General features: G+C 64.6%; 25 protein-coding genes and 3 pseudogenes. 10 read left to right on the top strand and 18 right to left on the bottom strand.

Annotation, left to right across the window (positions count from 1 at the left end):
- Positions 1-92 precede the first annotated feature (92 nt).
- The gene (locus AKJ09_RS21135; protein WP_146649015.1) at positions 93-869 is read right to left on the bottom strand and encodes a nuclear transport factor 2 family protein; all 777 of its coding nucleotides are present in this window, start codon (positions 867-869) and stop codon (positions 93-95) included.
- A gap of 130 nt (positions 870-999) precedes the next feature.
- On the opposite strand from AKJ09_RS21135, the gene AKJ09_RS54930 reads away from it, so the two are divergent.
- Together AKJ09_RS54930 and AKJ09_RS56190 are read left to right on the top strand one after the other, a co-directional pair.
- Positions 1,000-1,698: a LysR family transcriptional regulator gene (locus AKJ09_RS54930; RefSeq protein ID WP_338035052.1), complete on the top strand. Its 699-nt coding sequence runs from the start codon at positions 1,000-1,002 to the stop codon at positions 1,696-1,698.
- Positions 1,626-1,871 (top strand): annotated as a pseudogene (locus AKJ09_RS56190) (LysR substrate-binding domain-containing protein); the annotation flags it as partial. The gene AKJ09_RS54930 and the pseudogene AKJ09_RS56190, both read left to right, overlap by 73 nt.
- Here AKJ09_RS56190 and AKJ09_RS56185 read toward each other — a convergent pair.
- From AKJ09_RS56185 to AKJ09_RS21105, 4 genes are all read right to left on the bottom strand, one after another.
- Positions 1,823-2,221: a XapX domain-containing protein gene (locus AKJ09_RS56185; RefSeq protein ID WP_146649012.1), complete on the bottom strand. Its 399-nt coding sequence runs from the start codon at positions 2,219-2,221 to the stop codon at positions 1,823-1,825. The pseudogene AKJ09_RS56190 and the gene AKJ09_RS56185 overlap by 49 nt on opposite strands.
- Before the next feature lie 29 nt (positions 2,222-2,250).
- Complete coding sequence (locus AKJ09_RS21115; protein ID WP_146649011.1) at positions 2,251-2,907, bottom strand: isochorismatase family protein; 657 nt, start codon at positions 2,905-2,907, stop codon at positions 2,251-2,253.
- Between the two features lie 120 nt (positions 2,908-3,027).
- A complete protein-coding gene (locus AKJ09_RS21110) occupies positions 3,028-3,666 on the bottom strand; it encodes a response regulator transcription factor (protein WP_146649010.1) in 639 nt (212 codons plus the stop codon).
- Positions 3,667-3,703: 37 nt separating this feature from the next.
- Positions 3,704-4,081, bottom strand: coding sequence for a response regulator transcription factor (locus AKJ09_RS21105; RefSeq protein WP_146649009.1), 378 nt, complete (start codon positions 4,079-4,081; stop codon positions 3,704-3,706).
- Between the two features lie 205 nt (positions 4,082-4,286).
- Between AKJ09_RS21105 and AKJ09_RS21100 the strand changes: the two genes are divergently transcribed.
- Entirely contained in the window at positions 4,287-4,514 is a 228-nt protein-coding gene (locus tag AKJ09_RS21100; protein ID WP_146649008.1) for a hypothetical protein, read from the top strand.
- Positions 4,505-4,798, top strand: coding sequence for a helix-turn-helix domain-containing protein (locus AKJ09_RS21095; protein ID WP_146649007.1), 294 nt, complete (start codon positions 4,505-4,507; stop codon positions 4,796-4,798). Before AKJ09_RS21100 ends, AKJ09_RS21095 begins: the two co-directional genes overlap by 10 nt.
- A gap of 4 nt (positions 4,799-4,802) precedes the next feature.
- Here the strand turns inward: AKJ09_RS21095 and AKJ09_RS21090 are convergent, their stop codons facing one another.
- The 9 genes and pseudogenes from AKJ09_RS21090 to AKJ09_RS56175 form a co-directional block, all read right to left on the bottom strand.
- Positions 4,803-6,212: a sigma-54-dependent transcriptional regulator gene (locus AKJ09_RS21090; protein ID WP_240488540.1), complete on the bottom strand. Its 1,410-nt coding sequence runs from the start codon at positions 6,210-6,212 to the stop codon at positions 4,803-4,805.
- 124 nt (positions 6,213-6,336) lie between these two features.
- A complete protein-coding gene (locus AKJ09_RS21085) occupies positions 6,337-6,744 on the bottom strand; it encodes a hypothetical protein (protein WP_146649005.1) in 408 nt (135 codons plus the stop codon).
- 115 nt (positions 6,745-6,859) lie between these two features.
- Positions 6,860-7,075: pseudogene (locus tag AKJ09_RS56180) on the bottom strand (UBP-type zinc finger domain-containing protein); the annotation flags it as partial.
- A 59-nt stretch (positions 7,076-7,134) separates the two neighbouring features.
- Positions 7,135-7,524: a translational machinery protein gene (locus AKJ09_RS21075; protein WP_146649003.1), complete on the bottom strand. Its 390-nt coding sequence runs from the start codon at positions 7,522-7,524 to the stop codon at positions 7,135-7,137.
- 4 nt (positions 7,525-7,528) lie between these two features.
- Positions 7,529-8,077: a Dps family protein gene (locus AKJ09_RS21070; RefSeq protein ID WP_146649002.1), complete on the bottom strand. Its 549-nt coding sequence runs from the start codon at positions 8,075-8,077 to the stop codon at positions 7,529-7,531.
- Positions 8,074-8,541 (bottom strand): TraR/DksA family transcriptional regulator, encoded by a 468-nt coding sequence (locus AKJ09_RS21065; RefSeq protein ID WP_146649001.1) that lies wholly within the window; start codon positions 8,539-8,541, stop codon positions 8,074-8,076. The genes AKJ09_RS21070 and AKJ09_RS21065 overlap by 4 nt, the downstream gene beginning before the upstream one ends.
- Positions 8,542-8,585: 44 nt before the next feature.
- Entirely contained in the window at positions 8,586-9,041 is a 456-nt protein-coding gene (locus tag AKJ09_RS21060) for a hypothetical protein (RefSeq protein ID WP_146649000.1), read from the bottom strand.
- On the bottom strand, positions 9,038-9,745 hold the full coding sequence (locus tag AKJ09_RS53150; protein WP_169927715.1) for an ATP-binding protein: 708 nt from the start codon (positions 9,743-9,745) through the stop codon (positions 9,038-9,040). Before AKJ09_RS53150 ends, AKJ09_RS21060 begins: the two co-directional genes overlap by 4 nt.
- A gap of 414 nt (positions 9,746-10,159) precedes the next feature.
- Positions 10,160-10,501, bottom strand: a pseudogene (locus AKJ09_RS56175) (FAD binding domain-containing protein); the annotation flags it as partial.
- On the opposite strand from AKJ09_RS56175, the gene AKJ09_RS53145 reads away from it, so the two are divergent.
- The 6 genes from AKJ09_RS53145 to AKJ09_RS21030 all read left to right on the top strand — a co-directional run bounded on the left by AKJ09_RS53145 (position 10,427) and on the right by AKJ09_RS21030 (position 14,811).
- Positions 10,427-10,663 carry a hypothetical protein gene (locus AKJ09_RS53145; RefSeq protein ID WP_169927714.1) on the top strand — a complete coding sequence of 79 codons (237 nt, stop codon included), beginning with the start codon at positions 10,427-10,429 and terminating at the stop codon, positions 10,661-10,663. The pseudogene AKJ09_RS56175 and the gene AKJ09_RS53145 sit on opposite strands and share 75 nt — an antisense overlap.
- 262 nt (positions 10,664-10,925) lie before the next feature.
- The gene (locus AKJ09_RS21050) at positions 10,926-12,275 is read left to right on the top strand and encodes an MFS transporter (RefSeq protein ID WP_146648998.1); all 1,350 of its coding nucleotides are present in this window, start codon (positions 10,926-10,928) and stop codon (positions 12,273-12,275) included.
- Between the two features lie 93 nt (positions 12,276-12,368).
- Entirely contained in the window at positions 12,369-13,004 is a 636-nt protein-coding gene (locus AKJ09_RS21045) for a nitroreductase family protein (RefSeq protein WP_146648997.1), read from the top strand.
- A 119-nt stretch (positions 13,005-13,123) separates the two neighbouring features.
- On the top strand, positions 13,124-13,480 hold the full coding sequence (locus AKJ09_RS21040) for a rhodanese-like domain-containing protein (RefSeq protein WP_146648996.1): 357 nt from the start codon (positions 13,124-13,126) through the stop codon (positions 13,478-13,480).
- Positions 13,477-14,118 carry a CDGSH iron-sulfur domain-containing protein gene (locus AKJ09_RS21035; protein ID WP_146648995.1) on the top strand — a complete coding sequence of 214 codons (642 nt, stop codon included), beginning with the start codon at positions 13,477-13,479 and terminating at the stop codon, positions 14,116-14,118. The genes AKJ09_RS21040 and AKJ09_RS21035 overlap by 4 nt, the downstream gene beginning before the upstream one ends.
- Positions 14,119-14,121: 3 nt before the next feature.
- Positions 14,122-14,811 (top strand): glutathione S-transferase family protein, encoded by a 690-nt coding sequence (locus AKJ09_RS21030; RefSeq protein WP_146648994.1) that lies wholly within the window; start codon positions 14,122-14,124, stop codon positions 14,809-14,811.
- 116 nt (positions 14,812-14,927) lie between these two features.
- On the opposite strand, the gene AKJ09_RS21025 is transcribed toward AKJ09_RS21030, so the two are convergent.
- The 4 genes from AKJ09_RS21025 to AKJ09_RS21015 all read right to left on the bottom strand — a co-directional run bounded on the left by AKJ09_RS21025 (position 14,928) and on the right by AKJ09_RS21015 (position 19,440).
- The gene (locus tag AKJ09_RS21025; protein ID WP_146648993.1) at positions 14,928-15,638 is read right to left on the bottom strand and encodes a pirin family protein; all 711 of its coding nucleotides are present in this window, start codon (positions 15,636-15,638) and stop codon (positions 14,928-14,930) included.
- A gap of 81 nt (positions 15,639-15,719) precedes the next feature.
- The gene (locus AKJ09_RS53140; RefSeq protein WP_169927712.1) at positions 15,720-15,878 is read right to left on the bottom strand and encodes a Z-ring associated ZapG family protein; all 159 of its coding nucleotides are present in this window, start codon (positions 15,876-15,878) and stop codon (positions 15,720-15,722) included.
- On the bottom strand, positions 15,875-18,445 hold the full coding sequence (locus AKJ09_RS21020; RefSeq protein ID WP_146648992.1) for a cbb3-type cytochrome c oxidase subunit I: 2,571 nt from the start codon (positions 18,443-18,445) through the stop codon (positions 15,875-15,877). Before AKJ09_RS21020 ends, AKJ09_RS53140 begins: the two co-directional genes overlap by 4 nt.
- Positions 18,442-19,440 (bottom strand): c-type cytochrome, encoded by a 999-nt coding sequence (locus tag AKJ09_RS21015; protein WP_146648991.1) that lies wholly within the window; start codon positions 19,438-19,440, stop codon positions 18,442-18,444. Before AKJ09_RS21015 ends, AKJ09_RS21020 begins: the two co-directional genes overlap by 4 nt.
- Positions 19,441-19,480 lie beyond the last annotated feature (40 nt).

Genomic DNA, 19,480 nt, shown 5'->3' with positions numbered 1-19,480 from the left:
AGCGCTGGTTGGTCATGGGGGGCAGGCTGAGTCCGCCTCGTGTCTTCGAGCCGGACTCGGCGACATGACTGGGCAGTTCGAGCCATCGGCCGTCAGAACTTCCCGTTGTTGTTCTTCCACTGGTCCTTCGGCGGGATGGTTTCGATCGTGTCCCAGTGCTCGGCGATCTTTCCGTTGTCCACGCGGAACAGATCGTAGAAGGCCGTCGCCTTCCCAGCGAACGTCCCCTCACTGACGACGAGCACGAAGTTTCCCTCCCCGAGGACGCGATGGATGCGGTCGTACTTCATCGTGATGCCCCTCTCGGCCATGCCCTTGAGAGCGGCACCGAGGCCCGAGAGCCCATCGGCGATTTGCGGGTTGTGCTGGATGTACTTGTCGCCATCGTAGTACCCGGCGAGCTTCTCCATCCGGCCGTTCACGAGGATGTCATCCACGAACGAGCGAACGACCCTCTTGTTCGACTCCGTCTTGTCGAGATCGTTCGACTCCGTCAGCCCATCGGTCATCGTGTGACCACTCGGATTCGGTGTCGGGGGCTTCTCCTGGAGGTTGTCCCAATGCTCGACAATTTTCCCGTTCTCGAACCGGAAGATGTCGAAGCCGATCTTCGGACCGAAGAAGTTGTAGTCCGTGTGGGCGAAGACGAAATCGTCGTCCTGGAACACACGCACGGTGTTCACGCGGGCCGATCCCTTTGGAAGCTGAGCGAGTAGTTCCCCAAAGCCGGCAAGTCCGTCCTTTGCCCCGAGGTTGTGCTGCACGTACTTGTTCGGGTCGATGACGGACACCGGGGCGCTCTCCCCCGTCTCGATGGCCTTGAGGAGGTCGCGAACTTGATGCTTCTGCACGGCTTGGTTCGTGGTCATGGTCGTAGAGTCCTTGTTGGCTTCAGTGGATGAACCGCCGCAACCCGCCAGAGCGAGCGCCAGAGCGGTGGCGGGAACGAGCGAGACGCGGCACGAGAAGGTCATGGGCACAAGATGACGACAACGGCCGATTCGAACAATACAGCTCGCATCGAACTTACTGTGCGATAGTACCGAACAGTGCTCACCGCGTGACTGGCCCCTCCTTCCCGTCTTCGTCGCCGTCGCGGACGCAGGTTCGTTCACGAGCGCAGCGCGCCAGCTCGGACTGGCCAAGAGCGTCGTGAGCCTGCACGTGCGTACGCTCGAAGAACGCTGCGGGGTCCGCCTCATGGAGCGCGGCACGCGACGACTGCACGTCACCCAAGTAGGCGAGCAGGTGCTTGATGCGGCCAAAGAGGTTCTCGCATCCGTGCGCTCTCTCGAGCAGGTTGTCGAGGGCCACCGGAACGCCCCGACGGGCAAGCTCAGGGTGACGCTGCCGCTCGAGCCTTCCCTGTCGGCGATGGTTGCACCGATCGCGGCGGCGCTCACCCAGCGGTACGCCGCCTTGAAGGTCGACCTCGTGTTCGATGACACGGTCCACGACCTCGTCGACGAAGGCTTCGACCTCGCGTTGCGTCTCGGCTCGGTGGTCGAATCGAGCTACGTCGTTCGCCGTCTCGCGTCCGAGCCCGAGATTGTCGCCGCGAGCCCCTCCGTCATCGATGAACGAGGTGACACACGGACCCTAAAAGCCTCGGAGGCGCGCCGTGGGTGGTTCACCCGGGACTGCCTGTTCGCTCGTCTTGGACGCTGCGTTCGCCTCAGGGCGACAAGGTGCAGGTGAGCGTCACGGTCGCGGTCGCCGCGAACAACGTCGTCGCTCTGCGCGATCTCCTGCTCGCGGGCGCCGGCTTTGGCCTCTTGCCACTTCATGTCGTTCGCGAGGAGCTCGCAGCAGGGCGGCTGCGTCAGGCCTGTCCCGGCTGGAGCTCGCGGAAGTTGACGCTCCATGCACTGCTCCCAACACGTCGAGCGCCACCGCGGGTTCGCTTGTTCCTGGACCGTCTCGCGACTGCCGCAACGAACCTTGGTTCGATCCGCCGTGAGGGTTGCATGATGGCCCAGCACGGCGGGAAGTCGTCCGACGCGTCCGACTCGAGGCGTCGGTCCGGCACGATGAGCGAGCGGTGACGCCGGGCCATGATTGCGAACGAGCGCGCGACTGAGCACGAAATAGCGAGCTTCGGGCCCTTGGCCAGGGTCGCGTAGAGGATGCCCGCGTTCGGAGCGGGGGAACGAACGTTGATCAGGCCGTACACCGCGCCTGGCAACACGCCTGCGAACAGAGATGCGACGTCGAGCTTCACGCCGTGTCTCCCGCTCCGACGAGTGGATGTCAGCGATTGCCTTTGGACGCACCGAACATGGCCTTCGCGTAGCTGACCCCGAGGCCGTACGCGCCTCCGAGGTCCTTGGCCACGTTGCCGACCGCGTCGTAGGTCTTGGTTCGTGCCCAGTCACGCTGAAGCTCGAGCAAGTACTGCAGCGCCGTCATCGGTCGCGCGCCAACCTGGACCATCCGATCCAGCGCGCGGTCGTGAGCGTCGGTCGAGACATCGCCGCAGATGTCGGCGATGACGTAGACGTCGAAGCCTTGCTCGAGCGCGCAGAGCGCCGGACCGGCGATGCACACGGAGGTCCAGAGGCCGCCGAGGACAACGCGTCCTTTGCCGAGCCTGTTTACCTCGTTGGTGACGTTCGAGTCCTCCCAGCAGTTCATCGTCGTCCGGTCGATCGCTTTGTGCTCTGGAAACACGCGCTGAATCTCCGCGAACAAGGGGCCAGAGAAGGTCCTTGCCGCGACTGTCGTGAGGATGGTCGAGACCTCGAAGACGCGCGCCGCGTTCGCAACGAGCGCCGCGTTGTTGCGCAGAGCGGTGGCGTCGATCGACTTGGTTGCGAACGCCATCTGCGGTTGATGATCAATCAGGATGAGTGTGTGATCGACGGGGGTGAGAAGAGTCTTTGCGGCGGTCGGCGTTGCAGTGGGCATGGGGTGTCTCCTTTTCGATTGCGACGGTGTCGTCGCACCCCATCCATGTTCACGTTCCGCTCGATCCAGTTGGATCCGGTTGCCAGAAGCCGGAGGGCGCCGCCAAGCGCCCCGAACGACTCAACCGCCGCGAGGTCTTAGCTTCTCTGCGGTGCGAACGAGATCGGCGAGTGAGCGAGCGCGCATCTTCCGCATCACCCGACCGCGCTGCGTCTTGACGGTGATCTCCGTCGTTCCCAGTTCGCTAGCGATCTGCTTGTTGAGCAGTCCTTCGACGACGCGGGCCATGACCTGCCGCTCGCGCGGAGTCAGCGACTCGTAGCACTCTTTGATGGCGCGAAGCTCGGCGCCCTCTTGCCGCGCGCGACGGCTTCGCTCGATCGCCTGTTCGACGCCATGGAGGAGAGCCTCGTCGTCGAACGGTTTCATCAGAAACTCTACGGCACCCGCTTTCATCGCGCGGACGGACATCGGGACGTCGCCGTGGCCGGTAATGAACACGATCGGCATCGAACGACAAGCCTCCCGCAAGCGAGCTTGGAGCTCGAGGCCGTTGAGATCGGGCAGCTCCACGTCGAGGATAAGGCAGTCCGGCGTCTCCTCCTCCGACCCCGAGCTGGCTAGGAACTCTCGGGCCGAGGCGAACGTCTCGACGTTCCAGCCGACGGCCCGCAAGAGCCGATCGAGCGCATCGCGAACGGACAGGTCGTCGTCGACGATGCATACCCGCGGCGTCTCGGCAGGAGCTTTTGGTTTCACGGTGCCTCGGAGCCGGGAAGGGGAAGCATCGATCGGATCAGCGGTCAGCGCCAAGGCCCCCGACGATGTAGGCCACGATCTCGAGGAGTTCGTCCGCTACGAGCGGTTTCGCGAGGTAGGCTACGGCTCCTGCACGCATCACACCTTCGCGGATCTCCTCTCTCGGCTGTCCGCTAATGAAGATGAGTGGAAGGCCAGCGCCTTCGGCTGCGAGCACGTCCTGGAGTTGAGGCCCCGTCATGGATGGCATCATCAGATCGACGACAAGGCACACGGCGCGCCATCGGACCTCTGCCGTGAGGAAGCTCTCGGCCGTGGAGAACGCTTCTGCCGCGAACCCGGCCGAGCCGAGGAGGCGAACGAGCGAATCACGGACCGAAGCGTCGTCGTCGATGACACAGACGACTGGAGCCATCGCGGCGCTCCAATGTGCTCGCTCGGTGGACTCTCGGCCATCATCTGTCCGCGTCCCTGTGTGCCCGTTACCAGCCACTGCGTGGGAAGTGGTGAACGGTTACCACTCGGGCGCCACTCGATTCTTGGTTCTCCGAAGGGAGGGTCGGTTTCGACCCGAAGGTACGGTGCGTGCGTTGCGTCCCTTTCACACGAAAGGGAACGTGATGATGCCTACCTTCCTCTCCGGCCAGCTCATCAGCGCCGATTCGAATCTCCAGCCTTGCTCGGCAGCATGGTCATGCGTCGAGCACGATCGCGGAGCGCTCGAAGTCCTCGAGATGCGCGGCGGCGTGACGAAGAGCTGGTGCTTCGTATGGCCCCATCGGGTCGTGATGCAGGCGCTCAGCGAAGGGGTGACCTTTGCGTGTGACGATCGACGGAGGTGCTCCTGAGCGAAGCCGCCGGCGTCGAGCGCACCTATCTCTGCCGCCTGTTCCAGCGGATGATGGGCTTGCTGCCGTATCGCTTTCGTACGCACTTGCAAGTAGCGCGTGCACGCAAGCTACTTCCGGCCGGAGCCGACTGCACGGAGGTGACCTACGCACTCGGATTCTGCGATCAGAGCCACCTCACGCGCTGCTTCAAAGAGCTTACGGGGACGACGCCTGGCGCCTACGCGAGCGTGTGCGGTACGTCGTCGCGTAACGAGTGGCGTACGGCGCCCGCAGCTGCTTGACGACTCACCGTCCGCGCGGAGGGCGGACGATGCCGAGTTTCTTCATCCGGAAGGTCAGCGTCGAGCGATTCATGTCGAGGCGCGCCGCCGCTCCGTTCGGCCCAGCGATGATCCAGTCGGTCTCGTGGAGCACGCGAAGGATGTGCGCACGACTGACATCCGCAAGCCCTTGGGAAGGCGGGAGGCTCTCTTCGACGACGTAGGTCGTATCCTCACCCGGAACCGGCACGTCGAGCATCGCCCCTTGCGTGAGGATGACGGCTCGCTCGACCACGTTCTGCAGCTCACGGATATTCCCTGGCCAGTCGTAGCGCTCCAAGCGGCGTACGCTCTCCGGCATGATGCCATCGATTCGTTTGCCTACTCTAGCAGCGCACGTTGCGGCGAATTGATGAGTCAGCGCGTCGATGTCTTCTCGCCGATGGCGTAGCGGCGGAACCGTGATCGGAAACGCGCTCAGACGGTAGTAGAGGTCTTCGCGGAACGTGCCCTTCCCGGCCATCATGCGAAGGTCACGGTTCGTAGCGGCGACCACACGTGCGTCGGTGCGGATGGTTCGTGAACCGCCCACCCGTTCGAACTCCTTCTCCTGAAGCAAACGCAGAAGCTTCGGCTGTAGCTCGAGCGCCATCTCTCCGATCTCGTCGAGGAAGATCGTCCCTCCATCGGCGAGCTCGAAGCGTCCCACTCGCTTCGCGAGCGCGCCGGTGAATGCTCCCTTCTCATGCCCCATGAGCTCGCTCTCGAGCAGCGCTCCAGGGATCGACGCGCAGTTCACTCGAACGAACGACCCATCGCGCCGTGAGCTCAGCTGGTGTACAGCGCGCGCAAGCCGCTCTTTGCCGGTACCCGTTTCCCCCTGGATGAGGACCGTGGTGTCGGTGGGGGCGACCCGCTTGATGTGATCGAGGACCTGCTGGAGCGATGCGCTCGTGCCGATGATGCCGTCGAATGCACCAGCGCGATCGGTGCTCTGATTCTGGCCACACGCGATCATCGCCTTGATCGCGAAGGCGCGGCGAATCGCGTCGACCAAGGCCCCCGTGTCGACCGGTTTCGTCAGAAAGTCGACGGCGCCAGCCTTGATGGCTCGCACCGACATCGGGATATCGCCGTAACCGGTGACGAAGATGATCGGTACGTGGTCGTTGGCGGCCTGAAGCTGGCTCTGTAGCGCGAGTCCGGAGATGTCCGGCAAGTCGACGTCGAGGACGAGGCACGCCGCATTCTCCCTGTCAGGATGAGACAGGAACTCCTTGGCGGACGAGAAACCGCAGGCGTCCCAACCCTCCGCGCGAACGGCAGAGACGATCGCCTGGCGCACGAAGGAGTCGTCATCGATAACGTAGACGCATTCGCTCGGACTCATCTTGACCGTCGATACGACCGCGCCGTCGACATCGCTTACGGACATCGTGTCCGATAACGGCGTGCCCTCGGCCAACTGACCGTACGTTTCTACTCGCGGGCCCATCGGGAGGCTTGGACCGAGTTGCTGTCCCAAACAGAATGCCGCGCTCGGGGCGCAGAGCCGTGTCTTAGGGCTTGGGGACGACGAACTCGGTAACGGGCTTACCGTCGCGATCGAAGAGCGTCACGTCGACGACGCCCTCCTTGGTCAGCTTGATTTCGCCGCGATGAGCTCCGTTCGGCCCCACGAGTACGACGCCCGACGTCCCGTCGGTTCGTTGAAAGAGGTAGCTCTCCTGCTTGGCTGGCCCGCGGAGCAGGACATGTGAGCCTTTCACGTCGACCTCGATCACGACTCGGGGCTCGCCTTCGGGTCCCGCGAGCGTCACGCTTGGACGAGCCGCGCCATCGAGTGCGGCGCGCATCCGTTCGCGACCTCGTTCATCCAGGAGCGCGAGCTCGGGTTGTCCGTCGCGCATCTTCAAGGATGCGCGCGTCGTCGCTCCTTGGAGCAGACGAAATTCACCCGCACTCACGACCCGTTCGTTCGGTGGTGAGGCGCACGCCCCGAGTGTTGCGAGGAGCCCTAAGACGCGATTCGAAATGCCCATTTTCCTCCAGCTCGCTTGGAGCATCTTTTGCGGTTGCGGATCACTCCGCCGACAGGAACTGGTCGTCGGGGTAGCAGTAGGCCCAGGTCTCGCCCGGTTCGCCAGACGTGATGATGGGATGGCGCGTGGATCGGTTGTGCGCCGTCGCATGCCGATTGGGCGACGAGTCGCAACATCCCACGTGGCCGCAGGTGAGGCAGATCCGAAGATGGACCCACCCACTCCCCATCGCGAGACACTCCTCGCAGCCCTTCGCGGGTCATGTGTGGACCTCCGACGATCTTCAACTGCTACAGGGACCGGACGCGGCCTCCGTTAGCCCACGCGCAGCGTAGGAATACGGAAATGGTTTCTCACATGGGCGACGATCTGTGCGTCCGTCGGGTGGTCGCTCGTCTCGACGGCGACGACCTTGCTGGCAAGCTCGCGTGCATGGCCGTTGAAGTACTTCAACAGCTGGCTCTTCGCCGTCGACGGCCCGAGCACGAGGACTTCTTCCGCGGAGACGAGTGCCGCTGCGATCGCGGAGAAGAATTGCCTCTGGTCGTCCGGATGCTCCTGCTGCTCGGACGGGCCCTTCGCGTGCCGGTTGAAGCGATGTACGGGTGCGGCGATCGTCTTCTCGTCGAAGCCGTCGAGGTCGACATGGAAGACGCGCGCCTCGCGGTGGTCGAGCCACACCGCTGCACGGAACTGCGCGGTCATGGCGCTAATGACCTCCCGAATCGGAACGTCTCATGGTCTCGAAGAGAAACCAGGTTCGGCGCTCGGTCTCGTCGATCCAGACCTCAATCTGGCTCGCGGTGCCGATGTCCCGATGCTTCTCGCAAAGCGAGTGTGCCTCGCGCATGCGCGCCGCCAGTGTCGCGTTGTCCTCGCGCAGCTCCGCCAGCATGTCAGATGGCTCGACGAAATCGGCGTCGTTGTCGAGTACGCGCTGGGTCTTGGCGATCTGCCCGATCGACTTGAGCGTCGGAGCGCCGATCCTGCGCTCCCGCTCGGCAATGACGTCGGTCATCGCGAAGATCTGGTCGGCGTGCTCGTCGAGCAGGAGGTGATAGTCGCGGAAGTGCGGTCCGCTCATGTGCCAGTGGAAGCTCTTCGTCTTCACGTACAAGGCGAACACGTCGGCCAGCATGAGGTTCATTGCTCCTCCGATCTCCTTGGCCGCGCTCGAGTCGAGATCGCTCGGAGTTTTCAGCGCAGCGGAACGCCGCTCACGCAACTCATCGATCGTCGCCGAATCCTCGTTCTTCATGATTGTCGCTCCCTTCTTTCCTCTTCCTCGGTCGTGAGCCGCGCCCATGGGATCGCTCGGAGGCGCGCGATCGGGATCGGGCGGCCACTCAGCTCGCTGACGCCGTACGTTCCCGCGTCGAGCTTCGAGAGCGCCATCTCGATTTCCGCCAGCAACTCGCGCTCTTGACGCGCGAGACCGAGCAGTTCCCCCTCTCCCGTCGCACGCGTCGCCACGTCCATCGCGTCGGGGAGGCTCTCCTCCTCGAGCTCGGTCGCCGCCGCTATGTTCTGGCCGTGCGCGCGAAGTAACTCGGCGCGCTTGGACTCGAGCACCGCCCGAAACGATTCGCGATCCTTCGTACTCAGCTTCATGTCGTGTCGCTCCACGATGCCACCGCCCTTGGGGGCTCGTATTGAACGTCTTTGTGGTGCGCGGGGCCGATGCTCCCAGCGCTCGACGAGTGCGATCCAGATCCGATCCAAGCGCGAGAGCGCGAGAGACGGATGCGCTGAGCGCACGTCAAGGTTCAGTGCCCGAGGCGGAGCGACGACGTGAAGGCTGCGTCGAGCACCTGGCGGCGCCGCAGCTCCTCTTCGGCAAGACGAGCGGTCCCGCGCACACGTCGGGACTGGCGCTCTGCCTCGCCGGCGATCGCGCGAACGAGCGGAGAAGACTCGATCGCCTTCCGAAGGCAGGAGCGGACCTCGTCGTCGTCCGCTTCGCGCGCCAAGAGCCGTTCGACTTCGCCGCACACGTCCGCGACTGCCGCGAGATCGACGACGTCACGGTGCGACACGAGGAACTCGATGTCCACGGCGAGAATCGCCAACGTCCGGAGCCAACGCGGCGTGGGGATTTCGTCCGAGGCCATCGCACCGCGCACGCGCTCTCGCTCGGTGACCGCGGCAATGAGTGTTTCGAACTGCGCGGCCAGCAGCTCGATCTCGCGTGCGATCATGCTCGGTCCTGACTCGCCAGTCATGAGTTGGCCGAACAAGGGAGGTAGATGGAGGCCAGGGTCCCTGATCCGGGCGACGACTCGAAGCGAAGAAGACCGCCATGGCTCTTCACGACACTTTGAACGAGGGCGAGACCAAGTCCCCAACCACCTTGCTTGCGCGAGCAGAGCGGCGTGCCCAGACGAGCCACCATTTCTGGCGGTATGCCGGGGCCCCCGTCCTGAACCGTCCAGAGATGTTCTCCGTCGGGAGTTACGTCGAGCGAGAGTTGGACGAGCGCTCCGCGAGGCGTCACCTCGACGGCGTTCAGAACCAAATTGGCGAGCGCTTCGACCAGCTCGTTGTGCGCGCCAAGGAGGCCTCCAGAGCCGCATCGGACCACCAGTTGAACACCGCTCGCTTCAGCGCGATCTTCGACGCAATGAACCACGTCTCGCGCAATCTGCTCAGCCGTGCAAAACGTCGCGTCGTCGACTCTCGCGTTGGACGTCAGATCTTCGTCGAGGAGCCCGCGTATGCTGGCCGCCGCTTTCTGTGCACGTAGCAGCCGTTCAAGACTGCGACCACGAACTTCCCGTTCGAGGAGTGCCTGCACCGCAATGATGACACCGAGGCAATTCTTCACGGCGTGCAAGCGAGCAGCCCGGGGCGTGGGTGCGATGCCTCCGAGCAAGGTCAGTGCAGTAACCGTCGCGTCTTCATTTGCTTTGTTTGCTGTGGTGCTCATGCCCCGCGCATCTGCAGTCGGTGTGCCGCACACTCTCGTTCCGATCGCCGACGCACTTCGACTCGATTTCGCGTGGCTTTGGTCCTCCGACGATGACCGCGCCTCGATTCGATCCGCGTTCTCGCGTGACGGGCGGTTATCGGCGAGTGCGTCGCGGTGATGAAGGTTTGTCACGTTAGCCTGACGAGGTGCTGATCGACGCGGGCGCACGGGAGAGCGCAAGCCCTCGCGGTTGCGCTGCGGGCCGAGACGAGGTCGTAAAGGCCCGTCGGAGCAGGTTGGGCCACACCGGCCGGCGTCGGCTTCAGGGGCCCGAGCGGAGAGATGCGCTGATTCGAACGTCAGTGGAGAGCGCCTCTTCACGACGAATGCGAACGCCGTGGGCGTGGGCTGTGAGCCATCGAGATAGGTCAGGAAGAGATGCGCGTTTCCCTGCTGAAACGTGAAACGGTCGCCCAGCACGCGCAGCACCGTCTCGGGCAGTTCGCGCTCGTCGACCAGTCCGCGCCACGCGACGTAGCCTGCGTAGTCCGGATGCCAGGCGGGTAGCAGTTGCGCGCGCACGGCGGAGCGGCCCCCGTCGGCGCCGACGAGGAGCGACGCCTGCTCGACCCGACCAGTCTCGAAATGCGCGATTAGCCCAGCGTCGCTCTGCTCGAGCCGTGCGAACGACTCGCCCGCGTGGACGACGTCCTCGGGCAGCGCATGCTTCAACGCCCTGTAGATCACGTTCCACGCGGTCTGGGTCTGCCGCATGTGAAAGCGCTGTACGATTCGGTCGTCTTCATCGAGGTAGATCCGCTCGATCGAATCGACGCCCGCGTCGCGCGGCAGAGGTACGTGGCCGAACGCAAACGCCTGCAGGAGCAGCGGCTGCAGGACGATGCCGCCGCCTCGACTGTCGAGCTCCCTCGATGACTGCTCGAACACCTTCACGCGCCACCCGGTCGCGCGTAACGCAGTCGCCGTGAAGAGTCCGCCGACCGATCCGCCGATCACGATTGCTCGCGGCCCTGATGCATTCACGTTCGCTCCCATCCACGATTCGGATGTATGCGTCAGCCGCTCCGACCCGATAGAAGGTATTTGTCCCTGCGAAGCTCGTGAAGCCGCGGACGAGCGGCGCCCCAAGTGCAACCCCGTCCAAGAATTGCGCCCCGCCGCGAGGTACCGGCAAGCGATGGCCTTCGTGGACGGACTCGTAGCGCATGCGACCCCCACGCCCGTTCACGCCCGAGCGTGGGCTCCGCTGAGAGAGCCGTCGTTCCGCGCCGTTTGGATCGCTGGACTCGTTTCGAACATCGGCACGTGGCTGCAGAACGTCGCCGCGAGCTGGCTGGTGACCGAGCTCTCGGCCTCGTCGCGCACCATCACGTTGCTCCAGGCGGCTGCAGGAGTTCCGGCGCTGCTGGCGTACCCGGCCGCTGTATTCGCGGACATGACCGATCGGCGCCGCATCTTGCTCATTGCAGAGAGCTGGATGCTCGTGAGCGTAACGGTCCTCTCGGTGCTTACGCTCCTCGACCACGTGAGCGCGATGTCGTTGCTCGCGTGCACGTTCGCCCTAGGCCTCGGAGGGGCTGCGACGATGCCGACATGGCAGGCCATCATCCCGTCTCTCGTAAAGCGCGACGAGTTGCGTGACGCCGTGACGCTGAACGGCATGAGCGTGAACCTCGCTCGTGCTATCGGTCCCGCGATCGGCGGGTGGCTCGCGGCGACGGCAGGTGTCGGCGTCGGCTTCCTCGTCAACGCGGTCACGCTCGTTTACGCGTCGATCGTACTCCTTCGGCTCCGCATCGCGCCGCCGTCGCCCGCCGAACATGTAAGCTTCCGCCACGCTGCGTCGGATGGGCTCGTCGTCGCACTGACGTCTCGAGCGCTTCGCGGCACGCTCTTGCGCATCGCGGTGTTCAGCGGCCTCGCCGCAGCGCTCTGGGCACTGATGCCCCTGCTGGCGAGGCGAATTGCAGGAGCCAGCTCACAGGGCTTCGGCATCCTGTACGCCGCGCTCGGCATCGGTGCATTCGCTGGTGCCATGGTCGTGCCGTTCGCAAGGGCTCGCCTGTCCTCTCGCGGACTACTCGCGGGCAGCGTCGGTCTACTCGGAGCGTCGTTCTTTGGATTTGCACACGCACCCAACGTCACCGTCGCGGCGGCGGTCCTCTTCGTCGCGGGCATCGCCTGGATCACCATCATGTCGACGCTGATCGTGGCGGTACAGGAAGCGTCGCCGGAAGCGTATCGCTCTCGCGTCATGGGCTTGTACGTGGTGTGTTTCCAGGGCGGCATGGGCCTGTCGAGCATTGCGTGGGGCTGGCTCGTCGAACAGATCGGCCTGTCAGCAACGATGTCCGGCGCTGGCGCCGGGCTCATTCTTGGAATCGCGCTGGCAAGCCGTTGGTCCATAGCGCCCGAGCACACGAAGATGGGCCGAGACGAAGACCTCTCGCGTTCGTCGGCGTTGGCATCGCCAGCAGCTCCTTCAGTGCCGTCATCTGGAATCGGAGCCTTTCGCGAACGACGGTGACGCAGAGGATCCAAGTGCAAGCTATCTCGCTCGAGGGCGTCCAATCCACCTTCCAGAACCGCTCTCAAAATTCGGAACCAGCAGAGCACTCCAATGCCAACCAACGACAACCGCGCGCGCCGGACTGCGAGCACTCCGGAGCGCAGCGTAGACGCCCCGCTCGTAAGTCCGATGTTCCCAGCTCGCTGGTCGCCGCGTGCTTTCCTAAGCGAGGCGGTCGCTCCCGCTTCACTCGATGCGATGTTCGAGGCAGCACGTTGGGCGCCGTCGTCGTACAACGCACAGCCCGCTCCATTCGTGTACGCGCGCACGGAGACCGATCTCGAGCGATTCCTCACGTTGTTCGTTCCTCGGAATCGCCGATGGGCGGCGGCAGCTCCCGTCCTCGTCGTCTGCGTCGCGCGCAGCCACTTCGCCGATGGGCGACCAAATCCGCACGCGAGTTTCGATGCCGGTGCCGCCGTCATGTCGTTCTGCCTACAAGGCCAGCTGCTGGGGGTCGCGACGCACGTCGTCGCAGCCATCAATCACGAGGCCGCCTACGACCTTCTACGCGTCCCGGCACACAGCTATCAGGCACTCTGCGCCATCGCCGTTGGTCGTCGCGGCGAGCGGCATATCCTCCCCGCCGATCTCCAAGCGCTGGAGCATCCCTCTCCGCGCCGACCGCTGGAGCGCGTTGCGTTCGAGGGCACGTGGCCTCCGCACAGTGTGGACCATTCCGACTGAGCATTCACGCGACAGCGAAGAGCAACCTCGTCCAAGCGGCCGAGGTGTCGGTTGTCTACGGTGCTTCGCGTCAGCCGTTTGTTTCCCTCGGGCTCGCGTCGAGGAAGTTGGAGGGATCCATGCAAAACGACGTCCTCACGATCGCGCGTGACGAGCTTCGCGACAAGCTGAGGCGCCACGACGATTTCAAGCTTGTGATGTCCCTCAACGAGTGGGCCTTTCAGCAGAAGCACATTCGCGGGTCGATCCACTTCAACACGCCGGACGACATGTTGCGCGGACTCCGCAAAGACGAGGAGATCATCGTCTACTGCTCGAATGTCGCCTGCAAGGCGAGCATCAACGCGTACCATCTGCTCGTCGACAACGGCTACACACGCGTGCGTCGCTACGCCGACGGACTGTCCGACTGGGAGGTGGCGGGACTGCCGCTCGAAGGCAACTGGATCAAGGGCGACGTAGAGGAGCAGCAATGAGCGACGGTATCGAGGAAGTTCGAGGCAAGCGCGTCCTCATCCAGTTCGAGGCGAAGAGGTGTGTTCATTCGCGCGCCTGCGTGCTCACACGACCGGACGTATTCGTGCCCAACGTGGACGGCGAATGGATCCATCCCGATGCGGCATCCGCCGAGGCCGTCGCTCGCGTCGCGCACGCGTGCCCGTCCGGCGCGATCCGGTACGAGCGCCTCGACGGCGGTGAACAGGAGGGCGTGCCGATCGTGAACCTCCTGCACGTCCGCGAAAACGGCCCGCTCGCCTTCCACGCGGAGCTCGTCATCGACGGACAGCCCGCTGGCTTCCGCGCGACGCTCTGCAGGTGCGGCGAGTCGAAGGCCAAACCGTTTTGCGACACGAGCCACGTCGCCGCGCAGTTCACCGCCACCGGCGAACCGGCGACGGAGACCTCGTCGGCCCTCGGCGAGCGCGACGGCGCATTGAAGATCTCGCCGCAGACGAATGGGCCGCTCTTCGTCGAAGGGAACCTCGAGATCGTGAGCGGCAGCGGGCGCACGACGAACCGCGTGACGAAGGTGTTCCTGTGTCGCTGCGGCCAGTCCTCGAAGAAACCGTACTGCGACGGCACGCACAAGAAGACCGGTTTCACTTCGGAGTGACGGATGGAGACGCTCCTCTTCTACACGCCGGGCACGTGTGCGCTCGCGTGCATCGTATCGCTCGAGTGGCTCGGCGAGCCGTACCGACTCTGCCGCGTCGACGGCGACGCGCGCTCGTCGGATGCGTACCGCGCCATCAACCCGCGTGCGCAGGTGCCCGCGGTCCGCGTCGACGGACGAACACTCGTCGAGTCCAACGCCATTCTCGCGCACATCGCCGACCGACGTCCCGAGGCGCGTCTCCTTCCGGCGAATGGGAGCTGGGAGCGCGACGTCGCCAACGAATGGCTCGCGTACCTGGCGAGCGGACTCCACGCCGCCTTCTGGCCGTACTTTCGCCCCGATCGCTATACGACCGATGCTGCGCATGAAGGGTCGGTCAAAGCCGCTGCGGAGCGCGCCGTTCGCCGCGAGCTCGCGACGCTCAATCGCCACCTCGATGGGCGCGATTGGGTGCTGCAGGGCCTGCGCTCCGTGCTCGACGCCTATGTTCATGCAATGGATCGCTGGGCGAACCCGTTCGTCCAGATGCCGGAAGAGTTTCCGCACATCTGGCGTCACCAGAAGGCGCTGGCGGGCGATCCTGCGGTTCGCTTCGCACTCGCCGCAGAGCGAAGCGTCGACACCGACCGAACTGGGACGTCGTGCGTGGGACATGTGACTCTCGCAGAGTTGCCGTCGTCACCGGGATGACGTCCACCCGGGTCGATCATCGCCCACGCCACGTCATCGCGTGGAGTCCGAACGGCAGCATGTCCGTGGCAGAACTTCTGCCACGACCTTCACGACAGCATCGCCATCGACGACGCTCAGGCGCGTCGATCGGCGAGGTCGAACACCAAGAACTCGGCGTCCTCCCGCCCATCGAAGCGCAGAGCTCGCTCGTCGACAACAGCGAGACCGTCGCCGGCGCGCATCGACACGCCGTTTACCTCGAGCGCTCCGCGCGCAACCTGCACCCACGCGGCACGTCTGGGCTCGAGAGGCAGTTCCAGCCGTTTCCCCGCGCTCAGGAGTGAAGCGTATAGCTCGACGTCCTGATGAATCGTCACGGAGCCCTCACGACCATCTCTCGACCCCACGATGCGCATCTGGTTCGTACGGCCCTCGACTGGAAACCGTGTCTGCTCGTAGCTTGGGGGAAGCGAACGCTTCTCCGGCTCGATCCAGATTTGCAGGAAATGCAGTCCCTCCGTCTTCGATGCGTTCATTTCGCTGTGCGCGACGCCCGTTCCGGCGCTCATCCGCTGCACTTCCCCCGGCGTGAGAACGGCACCCGTCCCAGTGCTGTCACGGTGTTCGATTGCACCCTCGAGAACGTAGGAGATGATCTCCATGTTCTGATGCGAATGCGTTCCGAAGCCGGCCCCGGGCGCAACGCGATCCTCGTTGATGACTAGAAGATCCTGGAAGCCGGTGAAGCGCGGGTCGTAGTAGTTGGCGAAGGAAAACGTGTGCCGGCTGTCGAGCCAGCCGTGCTGGGCGTGCCCGCGGTCATTCGAACGTCGCAGAGAGAGCATGGAACCTCCTACCTCGCGGGAAGCTAGATTGCTCCGACTCGTACCGCTTGGACGAGGTTGGTCAACGGGTCCGGCCGATGCTCAACCGTCGTTGGACCGTCGCGGGTAGTGGCGGGCGAGCTTCTCGTGAAGGACATGCTTGGGGGCTTCGACGTGTTGGCGAAGGCGGCGTGAGCCGAGCCATGCCACGCATGCTCCGAGGGCGAGCGCGACCACGAGGCCGACGAGGATGTTGATCATGGCTTGACGGTCTCCTCCGCGGGAACCGCGTCGAAGAGGCTGCGCACATACGCAATGACGGCATCCTCCTCTGCATCGGAGAGGTTCTGGCGCATCGCGACCATGGCCGTGCCCGGGATACCTCTCGCGAGGACGTCGTGAGCCCGCGCTTCGGTGGGCTGCTTGAAATGGAAGTTCGCGGGGAGGCGTGGCGTGCGCATGTCGGCCGGACCGTCCGCGCGTCCGTTCATGCCGTGACAGGCCGCGCATCGAATCTCGTACACGGTCCGCCCGAGCTCGAGGTCGCCGCGCGCTCGGGTCGGAGGCGCGTCGAGCGATCCGACGAAGGCGATGACCCCTTTCAGATCTTCCTTCGAGAGCTCCTTGAACCGAGGCATGGCGGTGCCCGGGACACCATTCCAAAGGACGTCATTCAAGCGATCGGCGGTAAATGCTGCGGCCGTAAGATCGGCCGGGCGCGGCAAGAGCGTCGTAGACGCAAGCCCATCACCGTGTCCGCCAGCACCGTGACAGCCGATGCATCGTGTCGCGAAGACCCGTTCACCGCGATCGATATCGCCCCCTGACGTGGAGATTGGAAAGCGCGGGCCGGAGGGGTCGACATCCTTGCACGAGCAGTGAGGGCTCCCGGCGGACGTGCCTGCGTCCTTCTTCTCTCGTCCAAGCGACTGCAGGTAGGCGACGAGAGCGATGGCATCCGGTCGAGGCGCTGCGGCGGCTCCGTCGAAGAGCCACGGGAAACGCGGCATCACGCTGAGCGGCTCGACGGCCCGAGGATCGTAGAGGTGCGTGAGCTGCCAGTCGTTCCGACGAAGCCCACCCTCGCGCGCCAGATCTGGACCGATTCGCCGCGTGCCGTAAAGATGCGGGATGTCGTTGCGTTGCTCCCAGGCTGCCGTGGCAGGTCCGAAGCGCGCGACGTCCTCCTCCGTCGCTCGCACCTGTTGCGTGTGGCAGTAGGCGCAGCCTTCTCGTGCGTAGATCTCACGGCCACGAAGCTCGAGATCGCTACGCGTCGGCGTCGTTTTGGGCGCGTCTCTCCGAGTCTCCTCTGCGAGCGCGCGCATCGGAAGGACACCGAGCGCGACGAACGACAACGCGAAGAACGCAACCCCCACCGCAAAGACGATGACGTACGCCCAGCCGATGGCCGCTGGCACACGCGAAGTGTCATCCCCGGACCGCGCGGGCATCACCAGGTCGGTCTTCCGGCCGGAGCGACGCTGCTCGTAGGACGGTCCGCTGAAGAACGCTTTGAAGAGCGCCAGGAAGCCCGCGAGCAGACAGACCCCTGAGGCTATACGCACGATCCAGTATGGCCTCGAGAGCGTGAGCGAGTCCGTCCACGGCCGGAGCGAGCTCCACGCATCCGCTTGTACGAGGCCCGCGATCGTGAGGTCGAGGACCATCGTGACGAGCCCGACGACGAGAAGGACGTATGCGAGGTTGAGGGCGCGCGCGTCGTAACGGGAAATCGGGGAATGCTCCCATGCGTGCGCCAACGCACCGATCGCCATGAAGGACCCGAACCCGAGCATCGCAAGGTGGGAGTGACCGACCACCCAGTCCGTGAAATGGACGACGCGATTGAACGGTATCAGCGCCTGCGTGGCCCCCTGCAGACTGACGAGCAAGTAACAGACAACGGCCGTCCATACGAAACGAAGCGCCGGGTCCGCTGCGACCTTTGCAGCCTCCCCGCGGACCGAGAGAAGGAGATTCGTGACGACCACGATAACCGTGAAGCCAAGCAGCACCGATGCCACCACGGACCCGAGCTGCGCGTCCATCGGAAGGGGCGAGAGCAGGTAGTGGTGCATCCCGTTCAGCGGGTACACGGACGCGAGGAGCCAGAACCCGAAGAGCGAGAGCGCGTGGCTGAAGATCGGGCGCGCGGTTCGCGCGGGGATCACGTAATACGCCACCGCAAGCGCGATGGGGGTGACGAAGAGCCCGACGGCGTCGTGGGTCCAGAGTCCGCTGAACGCCGCCCCCGCGGCCCCGGGGACGTACTCCGGCACGACGTTGCCGATGGCATAGGCCGCCGGCGTGAACACGAGTGCGGCGACGAGGTACCAGCCCGAGACGTACATCTCTCTCGCTCGGGTCGAGAGGAACGGCATGACGAACTGCACGAGCGCGAGCCCAAACGCGATGCTCGCGATGACGTCGACATAGAGCGGGAACTCAGCCCACTCGAGCGGCTGGGAACGACCTGCGAGGACCGACGCCCACCCGAGAAGAACGATGGCGCATTGCCAAGTGACGAACATGACCCAACCGAGTGGCCTGCTCGTCACGCTCCGATCGGTGAGCCGCGGGACTACGTAATAGAGAAATGCGAGAAACGCATTTCCCAGCCAGCCAAAGAAGATTCCCTGCGTGTGAACGAAGCGAAGCCGTCCCCACGTGAATGCCGCGGTCGTTCCCGCGAAATTCGGAAATACGAACTTCGCCGCGACGGCCAAACCGGCCAACGCGACGACGACCAAGGACGCGAGCGCCGCGATGCCATGGGCGCGCACGAGGTGGTGCTCGATCTTCGGCGTCGATGTACGGCCGCTCATTTCGTGACGGCCTCCCGTCCGTCGTAGCCGCCCACCGGTCCGGGGAAGCAGCAATCGTCCGGCGGATCGCTCGGCGTCCAATGCGGGTTCTCGGGCAGCCGGCGACGCACCGGCGGGAGCGACCGCAGATAGAGGATGAGCGCGCCCATATCCTCGTCGGTCAGCGCCTCGAGGCCGACCTCGTAAGGCATCGCGGGATTCAGACGATGTCCGTCGGCAGCGACCCCATGGCGAACCGCGCGTTCGATATCGGCGTCAGTCCATGTCCCGATCCCCGTCTCGCGATCGGGCGTGAGGTTCGGCGGAATCAACGCCTCACCGTTGCCCGTGCGTAGAGAGAATCCACCTCCTGCGAAGAGGTGAGCCTCGTCGTACGAGCCGTCGGGAAGTCGGGGAGAATGGCAGTCACGGCAGATCGCCACGGTCGTGAGGTATTTGCCGCGTTCGACAGTCCGCCCACGCGGGGCCGTCATCGGTCTCGGACGCGGCGCCCGCGGCTCGGGAGGCCGCCACGTCGCGAGGTAGTGATTCTCCGTGTTGCGTCGTTCTACGGGCGTGAGCGTCTTCAGATACGCGAGGAGATCGCGCATATCGTCGTCCGCCATCTCGGCATAGAGATCCGTCGGCATCTGGAATTTGAAGGCCATCTGCCCGCGAATCGTCGCTTCTAGAATGCCCGCAGGCATCGCGCTGGCGACCGCGGAGACGTTCGCGCTCGAGACGCGCCCCCAAGGACCGGCGAACGGAATTCCTCCGCCGAAGAGCTTCGTCCTATCGAGGTGCTCACCGTCCGCGGCGCGGAGCGTGTGGCACTCCTTGCACGCTCCAATCGAGGTGAGATAGTCGCCGTTACGGGGGTCGCCTGCGACCGGCGCGAGCTCGACCCAGCCCTCGGTCGCCTTCGTCGCTCGACGCTCGTCTTCCTGCGAGAGCATCCTTGGCTCTTCGCGGCAGCCCACGAGAACGAGGAACATGAACGTGATGAGGCGCTTCACGGCGTGAGTCCGGCGTGTTCATACGGGGCGACGATTTCGA

The sequence above is a fragment of the Labilithrix luteola genome (assembly GCF_001263205.1).
Classification (GTDB): Bacteria; Myxococcota_A; Polyangia; order Polyangiales; family Polyangiaceae; genus Labilithrix; species Labilithrix luteola.
Note: the sequence above shows the minus strand (reverse complement) of the source record. Positions and strands in the feature narration are given on the sequence as shown.

Excerpts from the sequence above, each read along its gene's own strand:
- AKJ09_RS21070 (WP_146649002.1), bottom strand. The coding sequence starts at position 8,077 with ATGAAGAACGAGGATTCGGCGACGATCGATGAGTTGCGTGAGCGGCGT.
- AKJ09_RS21090 (WP_240488540.1), bottom strand. The coding sequence starts at position 6,212 with ATGTCCGTAAGCGATGTCGACGGCGCGGTCGTATCGACGGTCAAGATG.
- AKJ09_RS21060 (WP_146649000.1), bottom strand. The coding sequence starts at position 9,041 with ATGACTGGCGAGTCAGGACCGAGCATGATCGCACGCGAGATCGAGCTG.
- AKJ09_RS21115 (WP_146649011.1), bottom strand. The coding sequence starts at position 2,907 with ATGCCCACTGCAACGCCGACCGCCGCAAAGACTCTTCTCACCCCCGTC.
- AKJ09_RS21100 (WP_146649008.1), top strand. The coding sequence starts at position 4,287 with ATGATGCCTACCTTCCTCTCCGGCCAGCTCATCAGCGCCGATTCGAAT.
- AKJ09_RS21045 (WP_146648997.1), top strand. The coding sequence starts at position 12,369 with ATGCCAACCAACGACAACCGCGCGCGCCGGACTGCGAGCACTCCGGAG.
- AKJ09_RS21020 (WP_146648992.1), bottom strand. The coding sequence starts at position 18,445 with ATGAGCGGCCGTACATCGACGCCGAAGATCGAGCACCACCTCGTGCGC.
- AKJ09_RS21040 (WP_146648996.1), top strand. The coding sequence starts at position 13,124 with ATGCAAAACGACGTCCTCACGATCGCGCGTGACGAGCTTCGCGACAAG.
- AKJ09_RS21030 (WP_146648994.1), top strand. The coding sequence starts at position 14,122 with ATGGAGACGCTCCTCTTCTACACGCCGGGCACGTGTGCGCTCGCGTGC.
- AKJ09_RS53140 (WP_169927712.1), bottom strand. The coding sequence starts at position 15,878 with ATGATCAACATCCTCGTCGGCCTCGTGGTCGCGCTCGCCCTCGGAGCA.
- AKJ09_RS21025 (WP_146648993.1), bottom strand. The coding sequence starts at position 15,638 with ATGCTCTCTCTGCGACGTTCGAATGACCGCGGGCACGCCCAGCACGGC.
- AKJ09_RS53150 (WP_169927715.1), bottom strand. The coding sequence starts at position 9,745 with ATGAGCACCACAGCAAACAAAGCAAATGAAGACGCGACGGTTACTGCA.
- AKJ09_RS21050 (WP_146648998.1), top strand. The coding sequence starts at position 10,926 with ATGGCCTTCGTGGACGGACTCGTAGCGCATGCGACCCCCACGCCCGTT.
- AKJ09_RS21105 (WP_146649009.1), bottom strand. The coding sequence starts at position 4,081 with ATGGCTCCAGTCGTCTGTGTCATCGACGACGACGCTTCGGTCCGTGAT.
- AKJ09_RS21075 (WP_146649003.1), bottom strand. The coding sequence starts at position 7,524 with ATGACCGCGCAGTTCCGTGCAGCGGTGTGGCTCGACCACCGCGAGGCG.
- AKJ09_RS21135 (WP_146649015.1), bottom strand. The coding sequence starts at position 869 with ATGACCACGAACCAAGCCGTGCAGAAGCATCAAGTTCGCGACCTCCTC.
- AKJ09_RS21035 (WP_146648995.1), top strand. The coding sequence starts at position 13,477 with ATGAGCGACGGTATCGAGGAAGTTCGAGGCAAGCGCGTCCTCATCCAG.